We start from the raw sequence: 16,426 nt of genomic DNA on the forward strand, positions 1-16,426 counted from the left end.
CGCCCGGTCAGCGCCCGGCGGCGGGAGCCCCGGCGCCAGGAACCCCAGCGCCAGGAACTCCGGCGACCGGCACGGGCGCGGCGGGCCGCGCGGCGGCCGCCGCCAGCGTCGGCATGGCGGCGCGCGGAGCCGGCTGCGCGGACGGGCGCGGGGTCTCGCGCGTCGCCGGCGCCGGCAGCACCGACGCGTCCACCCAGCCGGTGAAGATGCCCGACTCCACCCGCGCGAAGCCGCCCTCCCGGCGCGTGACGCGCAAGGGCCGGCCGGGGTCCAGCACCATCCACACCGGCGCGCCCGCCCGGGGCGCCCGGCGCAGCGGCACCGGCGCGCGCGTCACCAGATGCGCGCCGGCGGGGGCCGCCGACGCGGCAGGCGGGGGCGATGCGGGCGTCGAGGCCGATGCCGGGGCCGGTGCCTGACCCTGCGCCGGAGCCGATGCCGATGCCGATGCCGGGACCGGGCGCGGCGGCCGGGCGTCCGGCACGGCGGTCCGCGCCGGAACGGCGGCCTGCCGCGGTTCGGCCTTCCTCGGTTCGATCTGGCGTGGCTCCGCCGGCCGCGCGGCCGCGCGGGCCGGGTCGGGCACCGCGGCGACGCGCCGGGGTGCGGCGGGCTGGCGCGCGGGCGGCGTCTCGGCGGCGTCCCAGGGCAGGCGCAGCATCGCGAGCTGGGGCACGTGGCGCTCCATCATGGGCCGATTGGCGTCGAGCGCGATCCAGCCGAGCGCCAGCAGGCCGGCGCCCCACCAGAGCGGGCCGACCCGGTGCCGGGCGGCGCCGCGGCGCGGCGCGGCGGCCTTTCGGGATCGAGGCTTTCGCTGGGCCATCGCGCGGCTCCCCCTTCGCTGGAACGTGCCCTAGACCTAGCGGGCGAAGGTGGACGGATGGTGAACATTTCGCGAGCGCGGCCCCGCGCATTCGCCGTGTCGCGTCGCAAACCCCTGATTCGACGCGGTGATTTTCCCGGGCGCCGCGAGACGCCGTCGGCACGGGGACGACGGGCGGCCCTTGAAACGCCGACCGGGCGACGCACCTTTCGGGCCGATACGTGCCGCGCCGGCGGCCTCGAACAAGGATCGAACCGATGAACAAGCTGACGCCCTGGGCCCTTGCCGCGACGCTGGCGCTGGCCGCCTGCGGCGACGATGCGCCCTCGACGCCGGCGGCCACCGCCCCGGCCCCCGCCACCACCGCGACGGCGCCGGCGGACCCGGCGCGCACGCAGGCGCGCGAAGCCGTGGATGCGATCGGCGAGGCCGGGCGCGAGACGGGCGAGGCGATCGGGGCCGCCGCCAACGAGGCGCGCGACGCTGCCGCGCCGGCGCTGCAGCGCGCCCAAGAGGCCACCGGCCAGGCGATCGAATCGGCCAAGCAGGGCCTCAACGACCTGACGCGCGACGCCGCCTGCCGGACCGCGCGCTCGGCCAACGACGCGCAGGGCATCGCCGCCAACTGCTGAGCCGCGTGGGGCGGGGCGGGCCCTTGCGGCCCGCCCCGCCGCCTCAGGCGGCGGGTCCCCCGAGGATCATCTCGCGCACCTTGGCGCCCAGCGCCTCGTATTCGAAGGGCTTGGCGATCAGGTCCATGTTCTCGCCCAGGAACGCCCCGCGCACGGAGGCCGATTCGGCGTAGCCCGTGACGAACAGGATCTTCAGCTCCGGCCGCAGGCGCCGCGCCACCTCGGCGAGCTGACGCCCGTTCATGCCCGGCAGGCCGACATCGGTGACCAGGAGGTCGATCCGGGCCGCCGATTCCAGGATCGGCAGCGCCATGGCCGCGTCCACCGCCTCGATCGGCTGGTAGCCGAGATCGGCGAGCACGTCGACGATCAGCATGCGGACGAGGCCCTCGTCCTCCACCACCAGCACCGTCTCGCCCTGGCCGGCCGGCGCCTCGCCCGGCGCGGCTGCGGCTTCCGACGCCACGTCCCCCGGCTCGGCGGGCAGCAGCAGGCGGATCGTGGTGCCCTTGCCCTCGCGGCTCTCGATCGCCACGTGGCCGCCGGACTGGCGGGCGAAGCCGTAGATCTGCGACAGGCCGAGCCCGGTGCCCTGGCCGAGCGGCTTGGTTGTGAAGAAGGGCTCGAAGGCCTTGGCCAGCGTTTCGGGCGACATGCCCGACCCGGTGTCGGCGACTTCCAGCACCGCGAACGGCCCGGCGCGCAAGGCGGCGCCCGCCTCCTCCGGGCCTGCCCGCCGCGCCGTGATGGTCAGCCGCCCGCCCTCGGGCATGGCGTCGCGGGCGTTGATCGCGAGGTTGAGCAGCGAGTTCTCGAGCTGGCTGACGTCGGTGCGCGCCACCAGCGGCTCGGGGCCGAGCACGGTGCGGATGGCGATGTTCTCGCCCAGCGTCCGGCGCAGGAGCTCCTCCATCTCGCGCACCACCGTGTTGAGGTCGAGCGCCTTGAGGTCGAGCGACTGGCGGCGGCCGAAGGCGAGGAGGCGCGCGGTCAGCGTCGCCGCGCGCTGGGCCGCCTGCATGGCGTTGGTGCGGTAGCGCTCCAGGGCCTGCGTGTCGCCCGTCTCGATGCGCCGACGCATCAGGTCGAGCGAGCCGATGACGCCGGCCAGCATGTTGTTGAAGTCGTGCGCGATGCCGCCGGTGAGCTGGCCGATCGCCTCCATCTTCTGCGACTGGCGCAGCGCCTCCTCGGCGCCCTCGCGCCGCGTCATCTCGGCCGACAGCGCCTCCGTGCGCTCGGCGACGCGCGCCTCCAGCATGGCGGCGGCCTCGCGCAGCTCGGTCTCCATCCGCTTCTGGGCGGTGACGTCGAGCACGAAGATGTGGAACCCGTCGACCCGCCCCGCCGCGTCGCGGCGCGGCAGGTAGCGGATCTCGGCCAGGCGGTCGGTGCGACCGGGCATGGCGAGCCGCGTCTCCAGGCGCACCGGCTCGCCCGCCAGCGCCTGCGTCACGGCCTCGCGGCGCGTGGCGAACTGCCCCGGGCCGAGGATGTCGGGGATCGTGTGCCCGATCACGCTCCCCGCCCCCCGGCCGAACCAGTCCTCGTAGGCCCGGTTGGCGAAGCGGTAGACCAGTTCGCGGTCCACGAAAGCGATCAGCACGGGCAGCGAATCGGTGACGAGCCGCAGCTCGCGCTCGCTGGCCGCCAGCGCCTCGCGGCTGGCGGTCAGGTCGCGCAGGCGGTCGCGCATCTCGAACTGCTTCTGGCGCGCGCGCATGGACGAGGCGATGGAGCTGACGAGGGACTCCGCGCCGAGCGGGCGCTCGAGGATCATCACGTTGGTAACGGTCTCGGGCAGGCGGTGGCGCAGGCCGACGATCGCGTCGTCACGCCCCGTGCGGCGGGCGGCCAGCACCATGATCGGGATGTCGGACCATTCGGGCTGGAGCCGGAGCGCGCGCGCCAGCGCGTCGAAGCCGAGCTCCAGCGCCTCCTGCGTCGCGAGGATCAGCCCCACCGCCTCGCCGCCCTCGCCCGCGACGCGGGCCGCGAGCGCCCGCAGGTCGGTGCAGACCTCGGCCCGGTAGCCCTCGCGCGCCAGCAGCTCGCCCATGCTCTCGGCGTCGCGCCCGAACGGGGCGCAGACCAGGATCTCGAAGCCTTGCGCCGCCCGCCTATGCACGCGTCCGGTCTTCCATCAGAGGCCCGGTCTCGCCGGAGTATTCGGGCGTCCCGGTGAGGATGCCGCGGAACTCGGCGAGCGGGGCCCCCACGCGCACGCCCTCGCCGTCGATCCGCAGCTCGCGGATCGCCTCCTCGTGCGGGCCGCTGCGGTTCTTCAGGACCGAGACCGCCTTGCGGATGCGCCCCTGCGCCTCGAAGAAGCGGATCAGGATCACCGTGTCGGAGAGATAGGAGACGTTGAGCGAGCCGGGGATCATGGACCCGACCAGCCCGTGCTGCGGGTTGATCAGGAAGGTGCCGACGCCGCGCTGGTTGAGGTAGGACAGAAGCTCGTGGATCTGCAGGATCAGCTGCTGCTCCTGCGGCATGGCGGCGAGGTAGCCGTTGAGGCTGTCGATCACCAGGAGGCGGCAGCCGCGCTCCTCGACCTCGCGCCGGACGCTCCAGGCGAACTCGCCCGGCGCGATCTCGGCCGGGTCGATCTGGACGATGCGCAGCAGGCCGCGCTCCACATGGGCGGCGAGCTCGAGCCCCATGGCGGCGGCGCGCACCATCATGGTGCCGATGCGCTCGTCGAACTCGTAGATCGTGCAGGGCTCGCCGCGCCGGCAGGCGGCGTCGACATATTGCAGCGCCATCGTGGTCTTGCCGGTGCCGGCCGGGCCGGTGATCAGCGTGCTGGTGCCGCGCAAGGGGCCGCCGAGCAGCAGCGCGTCGAGCTCGGGGATGCCGCTGGGCAACGGATCGCCCACGAAGGGAACGTGGTGGTCGGCGGCGACGAGGCGGGGGAACACCTGCAGGCCGCCGCGTCCGATGGTGAAGTCGTGGTAGCCGGCGACGAAGTCGACCCCGCGCATCTTCTGCACCTGGAGCCTGCGGCGCGCCGGGCCGAAATCCAGGGTGACGCGCTCCAGCGTCACGACGCCGTGGCACAGGCTGTGCAGGTGGGTGTCGCGCCGCCCCTCCTCGCCCGCCGTCAGGTCGTCGATCAGGAGCACGGTGGTCGCGCGCGGGGCGAAGAACTGCTTGAGCAGCAGCACCTGCCGGCGGTAGCGCAGGGCGTCCTGGGCGAGCAGGCGCATCTCGGACAGGCTGTCGAACACGACGCGGCTCGGGGCCACCCGTTCCACCTCGTTCTGGATGAGCTGGATCATGCCGCCGAGCTCCACCTCCCAGGAATGGAGGATGGACTGCTCGCGGCCTTCGCCCAGCACCGCCTCGGCCGAGGACAACTCGAAGATGTCGACGCCCGAGAGGTCGAACCCGTGCGAGGCGGCGACCGCCAGAAGCTCCTCGCGCGTCTCCGAAAGGGTCACGTAGAGGCAGCGCTCGCCCCGCGCCGCGCCGTCCAGGAGGAAGCGCAGGGCCAGCGTCGTCTTGCCCGAGCCCGGCGCGCCCTCCAGGAGATACAGGCGGCCGGACGGCAGGCCGCCGTTCAGGATCTGGTCGAGTTCGGCATTGCCGGACGAGGTCCGATCGGAAGTCGCGCGCATCGGAGGCACTCTCGAACTCGGTGGGTCGCTCGGCGGCCGCGAGGGTCCGCTCGATATTGACTAGCCGCGCGCCCCCGGCGGCGCAACGCCTTTGCACGCCCTGGCCATGGCGGCACGGCCCGTGGCACGATCGGCCGGGCGGGGGCTGCGACAAACCGCGCGGCCGGCGGGAAGGGTCGGGACGATGACAGGCAGGGTGGCGCTGGTGACGGCGGGGGGCAGCGGCATGGGCGCGGCGGCGGCGCGGCGGCTCGCCGCGGACGGGTTCAAGGTCGCCATCCTCTCCTCTTCCGGCAAGGGCGAGGCGCTGGCCGAGGCGCTCGGCGGCTTCGGCGTCACCGGCTCGAACCAGCGGGTCGAGGATCTCGGGCGCCTCCTGGACGGGGCGATGGCGCGCTGGGGCCGGGTCGACGCGCTGGTCAACAGCGCCGGCCACGGCCCGCGCGCGCCGATCCTCGCGATCACCGACGAGGACTGGCATCGCGGCCTCGACACCTACTTCCTCAACGTCGTGCGGCCCGCGCGGCTCGTGGCGCCGGTGATGGCCGAGGGCGGCGGTGGGGCGATCGTCAACGTGTCCACCGCCTGGGCCTTCGAGCCGAGCCCGCTGTTTCCGACATCGGCGGTGTTCCGCGCGGGGCTCGCCGCCTTCACCAAGCTCTTCGCCGACGAGATGGCGCCCCGCAACGTGCGGATGAACAACGTCCTGCCCGGCTGGATCGACAGCCTGCCGGGCACGGACGAGCGCCGCGACAGCGTGCCGATGCGGCGCTACGGCACCACCGCGGAGATCGCCGCCACGATCGCCTTCCTGGTGTCGGAGGGGGCCGGCTACATCACCGGCCAGAACATCCGGGTCGACGGCGGGCTGACGCGATCGGTCTGACCGGTCAGGCGCGCTCGGCGACGGCGGCGGCAGAGCCCACGGCGAGCAGCCGGCCGAGCGCCTCGGTCACCGCCCGGCGGAAGCGCGGGTCGGCCGGCAAGTCGTCGCCGAACACGTCCTGAACCGTCAGGAAGGCGTCGACGAGGCGCGCCGGGTCCTCGCCCGCGCCGTCGGTCAGCGCGCGCAGCCGCGCGGCCATCGGATCGCGCACGTCGATCGTCCCGCCCCGCTCGTCGCGCCCGCCGGCGTAGCGGATCCAGCCGGCCAGGCCGAGAGCCAGCCGCTCGAACGGCTCGCCCGCCCGCAGCCGGTCGCGGATCGTGCCGAGCAGGCGCTGCGGCACCTTCTGCGAGCCGTCCATGGCGATCTGCCAGGTGCGGTGGCGCAGCGCCGGGTTGCGGAAGCGCTCGAGGAGCTCGGCGCGGTAGGCGGCGAGGTCGAAGCCGAACAGCGGCGGCAGGGTGGGCGCGATCTCCTGGCTCATCATCCCGGCGAGCAGCGCGGCGAAGGGCTCGTCGGCCATGGCCTGCGACACGGTCTCGTGGCCGGCGAGGTAGCCGAGATAGGCGAGCGTCGAGTGCGAGCCGTTGAGGAGGCGCAGCTTCATCAGCTCGAAGGGCTCGACGTCGGCGACGAAGCGCGCCCCGCCCACGGTCCAGTCCGGCCGCCCGTCGGCGAACCGGTCCTCGATCACCCATTGCGAGAAGGGCTCGGTCATCACCGGCCAGGCGTCCTCGCGCCCGAGCGCGCCCGCCACCAGCGCCCGGTCGGCGTCGGTGGTGGCCGGCACGATGCGGTCCACCATGGTCGAGGGAAAGGGCACCTCGCGCGCGACGAAGCCGCCGAGCGCCGCCCCGCGCAGCTCGGCGAAGGCGGACACCACGCGCCGCGCCGTCTCGCCGTTGGCCGGAAGGTTGTCGCAGGACAGGACGGTGAAGGGCGGCAGGCCCCGCTCGCGCCGGCGGTGCAGCGCCTCCACCAGGAAGCCGGGCGCCGAGCGCGGCGCATGCGGGTTGGCGAGGTCGTGGACGATGTCGGGATGGTCGCGGTCGAGCTCGCCCGTGGCGGGAAGGTGGCAGTAGCCCTTCTCCGTGACGGTCAGCGAGACGATGCGCGTGGTGGGCGCCGCCATCAGAGCCAGCACCGCCTCCGGGTCCTCGGGCGCCACGAGCTGGCGCAGGATGGCGCCGACCACCTGGAACCGGTCGCCCTCGCCCGAGCGCACCGCCACCGTGTAGAGCCCGTCCTGGGGCTCGAGCGCGTCGCGCGTGTCGGGGCTGCGCAGCGAGACGCCGGCGATGCCCCAGGCGTGGTCGCCGCCCGCCAGCACCGCCTCGGTCGCCACAGCCTGGTGCGCGCGGTGAAAGGCGCCGAGCCCGAGATGCACGATCCCGATGCGCACGGCGTCCCGGTCGTAGGGCGGACGCGCGACGTCGGCGGGCAGCGCGGGCAGGGCGGCGGAGGACAGGCGTTGGGTCACGGGCGAATCCTTGGCGAAACGAAACGGGACGCACGCTCGGACGGGCCCCGGTCGCCGGTGCCCGAATCGGCTGTCCGCTTCATCGTCGCCCCGTGCCGGGCTGTCAATCGAGCCGCGCGAGCGCTCAGCCGCCGGACGGCACGAGCGTGGGCCGGCGCGCGGGCGGCCCCCCGCGCGCCAGCAACGCCTCCAGCGCCTCCACGTCCATCGGGCCGGCGAGCAGGTATCCCTGGAACGCCTGCACCCTCAGCCGCGACAGGAGCGCGAGCTCGCCTTGCGTCTCGACGCCCTCCGCCACCACCTTGCAGCCGCACTGGTCGGCGAAGCCGATCAGCGCGGTGGCCAGGGCCTCGCGCATCGGATCGGTGTCGACGCCGCGCACGAGGCTCCGGTCGAGCTTGATGATGTCGGGCCGGATGGCGACGATGCGGCTCATGCTGGAATAGCCGGCGCCCACGTCGTCCACCGCGATCCGCATGCCGCGTGCGCGAAGGCCCGCCAGAGCGGCCAGGAGGCCCCCGTAGTCTTCGATCCGCTCGTGCTCGGTCAGCTCCAGCACGATCCGGTCGGCGGGACTGGCGTCGAACAGGGCCGCGAAGCCCGGATCGAGGCTCGCGGTGGGCGAGGCGTTGAGCCCGAGCTGCACCGCGTGGCGGCGCCAGACCGGGGCATGCGCCGCCAGCGCGTTGGCGATCGCCCGGTGCTCGAGCTCCACCTGGAGCCCGGTCCTCGCCGCGTCCGCGAACCACGTCTCCACCGCGCGGTCGTCGGGAAAGCGCGACAGCGCCTCCGAGCCGGCGGGCACGAGCCCGTCGAGAAGGAACACCGGCTGGAACACGATCCGCGGGCCGCCCTCCGCCAGGAGCGTCAGGACGCGGCTGCGCCGAGCGACGTCGAGGCTCTCGGCCTGGAGGTCGCGGTCGATGCGCTGCGCCACGAGCCCCGCGAAGATGCGCAGCATGGCAAGGTCGCGCTCGTTGAGCGAATGATCGGGCGCATGGCCGAAGCAGCAGAACGTGCCGTAGACCGCGCCGTTCGACAGGCGGATCGGCACGCTGAGATGGGCGCCCACGGGCAGGGTCTGGGTCGCCGCCAGGCACCGCGCCTCCGGCACGGCGGCGGTGTCGGGGATCAGCGCGGGCAGGCGCCCCTCCGCCACGCCGGCGCAGTAGCTTCCCGCCAGCGGGTCCGAGCCGCCTTCGCGCACCGCGCCGGGCGCGTCCGAGTCCACCACGCGGAAGATCCGCCGCCCGCCCGCGAACTCGCCGATGAAGGCGACGTCGAGCCCGAGATTGTGCCGCACGAGGCGCAGCATGTCGCGGATGTCGAGAAGGCCGTCCGACGGGTGACCCGATTCCTGGCGCTGCATGGTGAGCCACCGACCTCGACGTGCCGATTTCGCCTGTAGGTTATGTGACTAAGTGGAAAGGTTGCAGGACGGTGCAAGCCCCGAGACGGTCTGTCGCGGACGCGAAAAAGCCGCCGGGGGCTCCCGACGGCTCCGCGTCCATTCCAGGGAATGGCGATCCGGCCCAACACCTCGCCAGTACATCCGTGGTCGGACGAAAGGCCGGACTTTCGGCGGCGCATCGACCGAAACCGGGACGCGGCGCCTGAGGGACAGATGGGCGGGCGCCCGCCCCGTTTCAAGGGGGTCGGCGAGACCGCGGGCGCGCGATCCGCGGCGGATGCCGGCGATCCCTTGAGGGCGATCCCCGGTCGCGGACCTCGATCACGCTCCGGGTCCGCGGGTCCGCGACCACCCGCCGGCCATTCGCCACCGCATGACCGTAGGCGTCGTTTGTCAGGGATCGCGTGGTCACCGCCTGGGCGGCGGTTCGCCGATCACCAGCCGGCGCCCGTGGACGGTCAGCGGAACGCTCCGCTGCGTCACGTGGGTGCGCACCGGGGCCGGCCGGCGACCACGGCGGCCGGCGCGGGGCGCCCGCACGGCCGCCTCACGCGTTGCCGTCGTCCGGGATCGCCAGGATGTGGCCGCAGGCCTTGCAGTGGACCGCGTCCGGCTCGTGGCGCTCCAGCGCGCAAGCCGGGCAGGGAAAGAACACCTTGTAGGGGCGGAACACCGTCTGCGCGAGGCGCACGAACAGCGAGATGCCGACGATCATCACCACCACGGAGGTCAGCTTGCCCCCGGGGCCCGGAAGGGTGACGTCGCCGAAGCCGGTCGTGGTCATGGTCGCCACGGTGAAGTACAGGGCGTCGATATAGCCCTCGATGCCCGAGCCCTCGCGTACGAAGGCGGTGTAGATGAAGCCCGTGGCCAGGAACAGGCAGGTCAGGAGGTTGATCATCGCCCGCCCCGCCTCCTCCCATTTCTGCCATCCCCGGCGGCGCAGCGAGCGCCACAGGACGTCCTTGCGCGACAGGGTCCACAGCCGGAGGATGCGCAGGAAGCCGAGGTTGAAGAACAGGCTCGGCAGGAGCAGCGTCATCAGGATCAGGGCGTCGACCCAGATCACCGGCCGCCGCGCCCAGACCTTCAGGTTCGGGGCCGCAAGGGCGCGCGCGCCGAAATCGAGCGCCAGCAAGGCCGCCAGCGAGTAGTCGAGCCACAGGAAGTAGCGCTTTTCCTGCAGCACCGGCGCCATCACGAAGAAGGCGATGATGACGAGGTCGACGATCGCCACCCAGCCCTGGAAGCGCACCGCCGACGGATGGTCGGCGTGGTACAGGAAGTCGAGCCGTCGCCGGAAGAGCGCGAAGCGCCCCGGCGGAGGCACGGGCGGGGTGGGGGCGGGGGACGCGTCCATCCGCCCTAAACTGGAACGCGCCCCGGCCCGCGCCAGGGCCGCGGGGCACCGCTCACCGCCACGCCTCAGTGCGCGTCGAGGCTTTCCAGAATGACGTTGTCGTTGGTGTAGATGCAGATCTCGGCCGCGATGCGCATCGCCCGGCGCGCGATCTCCTCGGCCGACAGGTCGGTCTCGGCGAGCGCGCGGGCCGCCGCCAGCGCGTAGTTGCCGCCCGAGCCGATCGCGATCACCCCGTTCTCCGGCTCCAGCACGTCGCCGTTGCCGGTCAGCGTCAGCGTCACCTTGGCGTCGGCGACGATCATCATCGCCTCCAGGCGGCGCAGGTAGCGGTCGGTGCGCCAGTCCTTGGCGAGTTCCACGCAGGCGCGCATGAGCTGGTCGGGATACTGCTCGAGCTTGGCCTCCAGCCGCTCCAGCAGCGTGAAGGCGTCGGCCGTCGCGCCCGCGAACCCCGCGATCACTCTGCCCTCCTTGCCGATGCGCCGAACCTTGCGCGCATTGCCCTTCATCACCGTGTTGCCCAGCGACACCTGCCCGTCGCCGGCCACCACCACCTTGCCGCCCTTGCGCACCGTGACGATCGTCGTGCCGTACATCTTCGCCGGGTCGTGCTGGTCCATCATGCTCGTCGCGTCCTCGTTCGATCCGCGCCCCATATGGGAGCGCGGGGGCGACGCCAACAAGGGCGCGGATGGTAGGTGGGATGGCGGGGCTGCCGCCCCGGACCCCGCTCGGGAAGGAATTCCCGAACCCTTCTTCTCTTTCGAGGCCTTTCCGAGATGGGGAAGGGCCGCTGGCCCTTCCCCATCTCGGACGTCTCTGAACAGAGGAGGGGTCCAGGGGAAATCGTTTCCCCTGGCGGGGTCGGGGGCAGCGCCCCCGTCTTCCACCATCCGCGCCCTCGGTTGGCGTCGTCCCCGCGCTTCTGTATGAAGCGGCGATCGGGTGAAGGATGGACGGCGATGGGCGAGACGGCGGGACGGCGGGATGCCTCGGTGGATCGGGCGACCAAGGAGACGCAGATCCGCGTGCGCGTCGACCTCGACGGCCAGGGCCGGGCCGACGTCGCCACGGGCGTCGGCTTCTTCGACCACATGCTGGACCACCTGGCGCGCCATTCGCTGATCGACATCCGCGTCGAGGCCAAGGGCGACACCCACATCGACGACCACCACACGGTGGAGGACGTCGGCATCGCGCTCGGCCAGGCGATCCGGCGCGCGATGGGCGAGCGGCGCGGCATCCGGCGCTACGCCTCGCTGGACCTGGCGATGGACGAGTGCCTGACGCGCGCCGCGGTGGACGTGTCGGGCCGTCCCTTCCTGGTGTTCCGCACGCGGTTCCCGACCGAGAAGATCGGCGCCTTCGACACCCAGCTCGTGCGCGAGTTCTTCCAGGCCTTCGCCGTCAACGCCGGGCTGACGCTGCATATCGAGACGCTCTACGGCGACAATTCGCACCATATCGCCGAGACCTGCTTCAAGGCGGTGGCGCGGGTGCTGGGCGAGGCGCTGTCGATCGACCCGCGCCAGGCCGACCTCGTGCCCTCCACCAAGGGGATGCTGGCTTGAGGCGATACCGCATCTTCGAGCCGCCGGGCGTCTCGGGGCGCACGGAGGGGGCGCTGCTGCTGCGCGACGGGTTCCGGTTCTGGGCGCTGGTGCTGCCGAGCCTCTGGCTGCTTAGGCACGGCCTGTTCGGCTGGGCGCTCGCGACCTTCGCGGCGCAGGCGCTGGCGGGCGCGGCGGGCACGCCGCTCGGCGCGCTTCTGGGCCTCTCCATCGGCCTCCTGGCGGCGCTGGAGGGGCCGAGCCTTCGCGCGCGACGTCTCCGGCGGCGCGGCTGGCGCGAGGCGGACGCCGTCTGGGCGCGCGACCGGCGCGACGCCGAGCTCCTCTACTTCGCCGGCGCGGCGGCGGATGCGCCGGATGCGCCGTGGGCCGAGGCCGTCCGGCCGCCGGCCGGTCCCGCGCCCTCGCCGCTGCGGCCCGGCCCGTCCCTGTTCGACCTGCGGAGCGCCTGACACGATGCCCACCGTCGCCATTATCGACTACGGCTCCGGCAACCTGCGCTCGGCCGCCAAGGCCTTCGAGCGCGCCGCGCGCGAGGCGGGCGATCCGAGCCGCATCCTGGTGACCGACGAGCCGGCGGCGATCCGCGCGGCCGACCGGCTGGTGCTGCCGGGCGTCGGCGCCTTCGCCGACTGCCGGCGCGGTCTCGACCAGGCGCCCGGCCTCCTCGAGGCGCTGCGCGAGGCGGTGGAACGGCAAAGCCGACCGTTCCTCGGCATCTGCGTCGGCATGCAGCTGATGGCCGAGCGCGGGCTGGAGAAGACCGTGACGCCGGGCCTCGGCTGGATCGGCGGCGACGTCGAGCCGATCGTGCCGAGCGACCCCGCGCTCAAGATCCCGCAGATGGGCTGGAACACGATTCACGTGAAACGCGCCCACCCGCTGCTCGAGGGCATCGCCACCGGCGAGGCGGGCCTCCATGCCTATTTCGTCCATTCCTACCACCTCGTGCCGCGCCGGCCCGACGAGGTCCTGGCCACCGCCGACTACGGCGGCCCGGTCACCGCCGTGGTCGCCAGCGGCAACAAGGCCGGCACGCAGTTCCATCCCGAGAAGAGCCAGACGCTCGGCCTCGCCCTCATCGCCAACTTCCTGCGCTGGAAGCCCTGATGCCGATCCTGTTCCCCGCCATCGACCTCAAGGACGGCGTGTGCGTGCGCCTCAAGCTCGGGCTGATGGAGGAGGCGACCGTCTACAACGCCGACCCGGCGGCGCAGGCGCGCGCGTTCCACGCGCAGGGCTTCACCCATCTCCACGTCGTCGACCTCAACGGCGCCTTCGAGGGGCGCGCCGTCAACGGTGCGGCGGTGGAGGCGATCGTGGCGGCGGTCGGCGGGGCGATGCGGGTGCAGCTCGGGGGCGGCATCCGCACCCTGGCCGACGTCGAACGCTGGCTCGGCGCCGGCCTCCATCGCGTGATCCTCGGCACGGTGGCGGTGCGCGATCCGGCGCTGGTGCGCGAGGCGGCGCGGCGGTTTCCCGGCCGGGTCGCCGTGGGCATCGACGCCAAGGGCGGCAAGGTGGCCGTGGAGGGCTGGGCGGAGTCCGCCGAGCTCGCGGCGGAAGACCTCGCCCGGCGCTTCGAGGACGCCGGCGTCTCGGCGATCATCTACACCGACATCGACCGCGACGGGATCCTCGCCGGCATCAACTGGGACGCGACGATCGCGCTGGCACGGGCCGTGCGCATTCCGGTGATCGCCTCCGGCGGCCTCGCCTCCATGGCCGACATCGAGCGCCTCGCCGCCCCCGATGCCGCCCTGCTCGAAGGCGCGATCTCCGGCCGCGCGCTCTACGACGGCCGGATCGATCCGGGCGAGGCGCTCGCCCGCCTGCGCGCCTGACGTTTCACGTGAGTCGGCCGCGCGTCTTTGCAGGCGCACGCGCCGGGACTAGATTGATCCCATGAACATCCAGGTCCCGACCATCCGAACCGCGGACGACTTCCTGCGGGCCTTCGAAGGGCTCGACGGCAAGCGGGAGTTCGTGCGCGGCAAGGTGGTGGACCTGATGATCAACGTCTCGCGCAACCATGCGAAGCTGACGACCGCGCTGACTGTGCTCCTGGCGAGCGGGCTCGACCCGGATCGCTACGAGGTCGGCGCGGCGGATTTCGGCGTGCGGACGCCCGACGGGGTGCGCTTTCCCGATGTCTACGTGGACGGGACGGGCGGCGACGGGCGCGATCTGGTGGCCCATGCTCCCGCCTTCGTCGCCGAGATCCTGTCCCCCTCCTCCATGGCCAGGGATTTCGGCGAGAAGGTGCGCGACTACACCGCCCTCCCCTCCCTCCTCCACTACCTCGTCCTGTCGCAGGACGAGCCGCGCGTCTGGCTCTGGGCGCGGGGCGAGGACGGCGCCTTCGGCTCGCCGGAGATGATCGTGGGGCGCGAGGAAAGCGTGACGCTCCAGGGCTTCGGTCTCGCCCTTCCCCTTGCGGACCTTTATCGCGGCATCGCATAAGCTCGGCGGGCCGGCCCTTGTCCGCCGGACGCGGAACGGAGACGGCATCGAAGTGACCCTCAAGGCGCGCATCATCCCCTGCCTCGACGTCAAGGACGGACGCGTGGTCAAGGGCGTCAACTTCGAGGGGCTGGTGGACGCGGGCGACCCGGTGGCGGCGGCGCGCGCCTACGACGCGGCGGGCGCGGACGAACTCTGCTTCCTCGACATCACCGCCTCCTCCGACGACCGCGAGACGATCTTCGACGTGGTGGCGCGCACCGCGGAAGCCTGCTTCATGCCCGTCACCGTGGGCGGCGGCGTGCGCGAGGTGGCCGACATCCGCCGGCTGCTGCTGGCCGGTGCCGACAAGGTCTCGATCAACACGGCCGCCGTGCGCCGGCCCGAGTTCGTTGCCGAGGCCGCCGACAAGTTCGGCAACCAGTGCATCGTGGTGGCGATCGACGCCAAGCGCGTGTCGGCGCCCGGCGAGGCGGGGCGCTGGGAGATCTTCACCCATGGCGGGCGCGAGGCGACGGGCCTCGACGCGGTGGCCTTCGCGCGGCGCGTGGTGGCGCTCGGCGCCGGCGAGATCCTCCTCACCTCCATGGACCGCGACGGCACCAAGGCCGGCTTCGACCTCGCGCTGACGCGCGCCGTCGCCGACGCGGTTCCGGTTCCGGTGATCGCCTCGGGCGGCGTCGGCACGCTCGACCACCTAGTGGCGGGCATCGGCGAGGGCGGCGCGGCGGCCGTGCTCGCCGCCTCGATCTTCCATTTCGGCACCCATACGATCGGCGAGGCCAAGCGCCACATGGCCGCCGCCGGCATTCCCGTGCGGCTCGACGGCGCATCGACGCCCGCCCCGCTTCCGTCCGCCCGTTCCTGAAGGCCCGCCATGTTCGACCTGTCCCAACTGGAAGCGATCGTCGCCGAGCGCGCCGCCTCGACGGACCCCGATTCCTACACCGCCAAGCTCGCCCGCCGCGGGCTGCCCAAGGTCGCGCAGAAGCTCGGCGAGGAGGCGGTGGAGACGGTGATCGCGGCGCTGGCAGAGGACAAGGCGGCGCTGCGCGGCGAGGCGGCCGACCTTCTCTACCATCTCCTGGTGCTGCTCCACCTGCGCGGGCTGCCGCTCGCCGAGGTGATGGAGGAGCTGCAAGCGCGCACCGCGCGGACCGGGCTCCAGGAAAAGGCCGCACGGCCGCACGGGGCGTAGAGACGAGGCGGATGGACCAGCTCGCCCCCTCGACCCTGTCGCCCTACCACTTCTTCGCCGCCGAGGAATGGGCGACCTTCCGCGGCCGCGAGGCGCTGACGCTGACCGCGGGCGAGGTCCAGCGCCTGCGCTCGCTCGGCGACGCGATCGACCTCGAGGAGGTGGAGCGCATCTATCTCGCCGTGTCGCGCCTCCTCTACGCGCACGTGGAATCGAGCCAGGCGCTGTTTCGCCAGCGCAAGCGCTTCCTGCGCGGCTCGACCCAGGTGAAGACCCCCTTCATCATCGGCATCGCCGGCTCCGTGGCCGCCGGCAAGTCGACCACCGCGCGCATCCTCAAGGAGCTGCTCGCTCGCTGGCCGGGCACGCCCAAGGTCGACCTCGTGACCACCGACGGGTTCCTGTATCCCAACGCGGTGCTGGAGCGCGAAGGGCTGATGCAGCGCAAGGGCTTTCCCGAGAGCTACGACGTGGGCGCCATCCTGCGCTTCCTGTCCGATATCAAGGCCGGCGCGCGCCATGTCGCGGCACCGGTCTATTCGCACTTCTTCTACGACGTGCTGCCGGGCGACCGGATCGAGGTCGACCAGCCCGACATCCTGATCTTCGAGGGGCTCAACGTCCTCCAGACGCGCGAGATGCCGCCCGGCGGCAAGTTCGTGCCCTTCGTCTCCGATTTCTTCGACCACTCGATCTACATCGACGCCGACGAGCGGGACCTCCACCGCTGGTACATCTCACGGTTCATGCGCCTGCGCGAGACCGCGTTCCGCGAGGAGAGCTCGTTCTTCCACCGCTACTCGAAGATCTCCGAGGCGGAGGCGCTGGAGGTCGCCGAGCGGCTCTGGGCGACCATCAACGCCCGCAACCTCCACGAGAACATCCTGCCGACCCGCCCGCGCGCCGACCTGATCCTGCGCAAGGGCGGCGACCATCTGGTGGAGCAGGTCGCGCTGCGCAAGATCTGAGCGGA

General features: G+C 72.9%; 17 protein-coding genes. 10 read left to right on the top strand and 7 right to left on the bottom strand.

The window, feature by feature from the left end; genetic code table 11:
- Positions 1-7: 7 nt before the first annotated feature.
- Positions 8-826: an SH3 domain-containing protein gene (locus D3218_RS05140; protein WP_119538816.1), complete on the bottom strand. Its 819-nt coding sequence runs from the start codon at positions 824-826 to the stop codon at positions 8-10.
- A 257-nt stretch (positions 827-1,083) separates the two neighbouring features.
- Between D3218_RS05140 and D3218_RS05145 the strand changes: the two genes are divergently transcribed.
- The gene (locus tag D3218_RS05145) at positions 1,084-1,458 is read left to right on the top strand and encodes a hypothetical protein (protein WP_119538817.1); all 375 of its coding nucleotides are present in this window, start codon (positions 1,084-1,086) and stop codon (positions 1,456-1,458) included.
- A 43-nt stretch (positions 1,459-1,501) separates the two neighbouring features.
- Here D3218_RS05145 and D3218_RS05150 read toward each other — a convergent pair whose 3' ends face one another.
- Both D3218_RS05150 and D3218_RS05155 read right to left on the bottom strand, forming a co-directional pair.
- A complete protein-coding gene (locus D3218_RS05150) occupies positions 1,502-3,586 on the bottom strand; it encodes a PAS domain-containing protein (protein ID WP_245414923.1) in 2,085 nt (694 codons plus the stop codon).
- On the bottom strand, positions 3,579-5,081 hold the full coding sequence (locus D3218_RS05155; protein WP_119538818.1) for an ATPase domain-containing protein: 1,503 nt from the start codon (positions 5,079-5,081) through the stop codon (positions 3,579-3,581). The genes D3218_RS05150 and D3218_RS05155 overlap by 8 nt, the downstream gene beginning before the upstream one ends.
- 184 nt (positions 5,082-5,265) lie before the next feature.
- On the opposite strand from D3218_RS05155, the gene D3218_RS05160 reads away from it, so the two are divergent.
- Positions 5,266-5,967, top strand: coding sequence for an SDR family oxidoreductase (locus D3218_RS05160; protein WP_119538819.1), 702 nt, complete (start codon positions 5,266-5,268; stop codon positions 5,965-5,967).
- A 4-nt stretch (positions 5,968-5,971) separates the two neighbouring features.
- Here D3218_RS05160 and D3218_RS05165 read toward each other — a convergent pair whose 3' ends face one another.
- The 4 genes from D3218_RS05165 to hslV form a co-directional block, all read right to left on the bottom strand.
- Positions 5,972-7,447, bottom strand: coding sequence for a mannitol dehydrogenase family protein (locus D3218_RS05165; RefSeq protein WP_168990415.1), 1,476 nt, complete (start codon positions 7,445-7,447; stop codon positions 5,972-5,974).
- Positions 7,448-7,571: 124 nt separating this feature from the next.
- Complete coding sequence (locus D3218_RS05170) at positions 7,572-8,816, bottom strand: sensor domain-containing phosphodiesterase (RefSeq protein WP_119538820.1); 1,245 nt, start codon at positions 8,814-8,816, stop codon at positions 7,572-7,574.
- A gap of 589 nt (positions 8,817-9,405) precedes the next feature.
- Positions 9,406-10,218, bottom strand: a complete 813-nt coding sequence (locus D3218_RS05175) for a potassium channel family protein (protein WP_119538821.1) — start codon at positions 10,216-10,218, stop codon at positions 9,406-9,408.
- A gap of 65 nt (positions 10,219-10,283) precedes the next feature.
- Complete coding sequence (hslV, locus tag D3218_RS05180) at positions 10,284-10,841, bottom strand: ATP-dependent protease subunit HslV (RefSeq protein WP_119538938.1); 558 nt, start codon at positions 10,839-10,841, stop codon at positions 10,284-10,286.
- 342 nt (positions 10,842-11,183) lie between these two features.
- Here hslV and hisB point away from each other — a divergent pair, with 342 nt between their 5' ends.
- The 8 genes from hisB (at position 11,184) to coaA (ending at position 16,421) form a co-directional block, all read left to right on the top strand.
- The gene (hisB, locus tag D3218_RS05185) at positions 11,184-11,792 is read left to right on the top strand and encodes an imidazoleglycerol-phosphate dehydratase HisB (RefSeq protein ID WP_119538822.1); all 609 of its coding nucleotides are present in this window, start codon (positions 11,184-11,186) and stop codon (positions 11,790-11,792) included.
- A complete protein-coding gene (locus D3218_RS05190; protein ID WP_119538823.1) occupies positions 11,789-12,244 on the top strand; it encodes a DUF2628 domain-containing protein in 456 nt (151 codons plus the stop codon). Before hisB ends, D3218_RS05190 begins: the two co-directional genes overlap by 4 nt.
- A gap of 4 nt (positions 12,245-12,248) precedes the next feature.
- On the top strand, positions 12,249-12,902 hold the full coding sequence (gene hisH / locus D3218_RS05195) for an imidazole glycerol phosphate synthase subunit HisH (RefSeq protein WP_119538824.1): 654 nt from the start codon (positions 12,249-12,251) through the stop codon (positions 12,900-12,902).
- A complete protein-coding gene (hisA, locus tag D3218_RS05200) occupies positions 12,902-13,636 on the top strand; it encodes a 1-(5-phosphoribosyl)-5-[(5-phosphoribosylamino)methylideneamino]imidazole-4-carboxamide isomerase (RefSeq protein WP_119538825.1) in 735 nt (244 codons plus the stop codon). Before hisH ends, hisA begins: the two co-directional genes overlap by 1 nt.
- Before the next feature lie 61 nt (positions 13,637-13,697).
- The gene (locus tag D3218_RS05205) at positions 13,698-14,255 is read left to right on the top strand and encodes a Uma2 family endonuclease (protein ID WP_119538826.1); all 558 of its coding nucleotides are present in this window, start codon (positions 13,698-13,700) and stop codon (positions 14,253-14,255) included.
- Positions 14,256-14,307: 52 nt separating this feature from the next.
- Positions 14,308-15,123 carry an imidazole glycerol phosphate synthase subunit HisF gene (gene hisF, locus D3218_RS05210; protein ID WP_119538827.1) on the top strand — a complete coding sequence of 272 codons (816 nt, stop codon included), beginning with the start codon at positions 14,308-14,310 and terminating at the stop codon, positions 15,121-15,123.
- A gap of 9 nt (positions 15,124-15,132) precedes the next feature.
- Entirely contained in the window at positions 15,133-15,453 is a 321-nt protein-coding gene (locus D3218_RS05215; RefSeq protein WP_119538828.1) for a phosphoribosyl-ATP diphosphatase, read from the top strand.
- An 11-nt stretch (positions 15,454-15,464) separates the two neighbouring features.
- Positions 15,465-16,421 (top strand): type I pantothenate kinase, encoded by a 957-nt coding sequence (gene coaA, locus D3218_RS05220; RefSeq protein WP_119538829.1) that lies wholly within the window; start codon positions 15,465-15,467, stop codon positions 16,419-16,421.
- The last annotated feature ends 5 nt before the right edge of the window (positions 16,422-16,426 follow it).

Source organism: Aureimonas flava (assembly GCF_003583935.1).
In the GTDB taxonomy this organism is placed as follows: Bacteria; Pseudomonadota; Alphaproteobacteria; order Rhizobiales; family Rhizobiaceae; genus Aureimonas; species Aureimonas flava.

Bases quoted from the DNA above. Each gene is read 5' to 3' on its own strand.
- hisH (WP_119538824.1), top strand. From the start codon at position 12,249: ATGCCCACCGTCGCCATTATCGACTACGGCTCCGGCAACCTGCGCTCG.
- D3218_RS05145 (WP_119538817.1), top strand. From the start codon at position 1,084: ATGAACAAGCTGACGCCCTGGGCCCTTGCCGCGACGCTGGCGCTGGCC.
- D3218_RS05215 (WP_119538828.1), top strand. From the start codon at position 15,133: ATGTTCGACCTGTCCCAACTGGAAGCGATCGTCGCCGAGCGCGCCGCC.
- D3218_RS05155 (WP_119538818.1), bottom strand. From the start codon at position 5,081: ATGCGCGCGACTTCCGATCGGACCTCGTCCGGCAATGCCGAACTCGAC.
- D3218_RS05175 (WP_119538821.1), bottom strand. From the start codon at position 10,218: ATGGACGCGTCCCCCGCCCCCACCCCGCCCGTGCCTCCGCCGGGGCGC.
- hslV (WP_119538938.1), bottom strand. From the start codon at position 10,841: ATGGACCAGCACGACCCGGCGAAGATGTACGGCACGACGATCGTCACG.
- D3218_RS05170 (WP_119538820.1), bottom strand. From the start codon at position 8,816: ATGCAGCGCCAGGAATCGGGTCACCCGTCGGACGGCCTTCTCGACATC.
- D3218_RS05160 (WP_119538819.1), top strand. From the start codon at position 5,266: ATGACAGGCAGGGTGGCGCTGGTGACGGCGGGGGGCAGCGGCATGGGC.
- D3218_RS05205 (WP_119538826.1), top strand. From the start codon at position 13,698: ATGAACATCCAGGTCCCGACCATCCGAACCGCGGACGACTTCCTGCGG.
- hisA (WP_119538825.1), top strand. From the start codon at position 12,902: ATGCCGATCCTGTTCCCCGCCATCGACCTCAAGGACGGCGTGTGCGTG.
- coaA (WP_119538829.1), top strand. From the start codon at position 15,465: ATGGACCAGCTCGCCCCCTCGACCCTGTCGCCCTACCACTTCTTCGCC.
- hisB (WP_119538822.1), top strand. From the start codon at position 11,184: ATGGGCGAGACGGCGGGACGGCGGGATGCCTCGGTGGATCGGGCGACC.
- D3218_RS05140 (WP_119538816.1), bottom strand. From the start codon at position 826: ATGGCCCAGCGAAAGCCTCGATCCCGAAAGGCCGCCGCGCCGCGCCGC.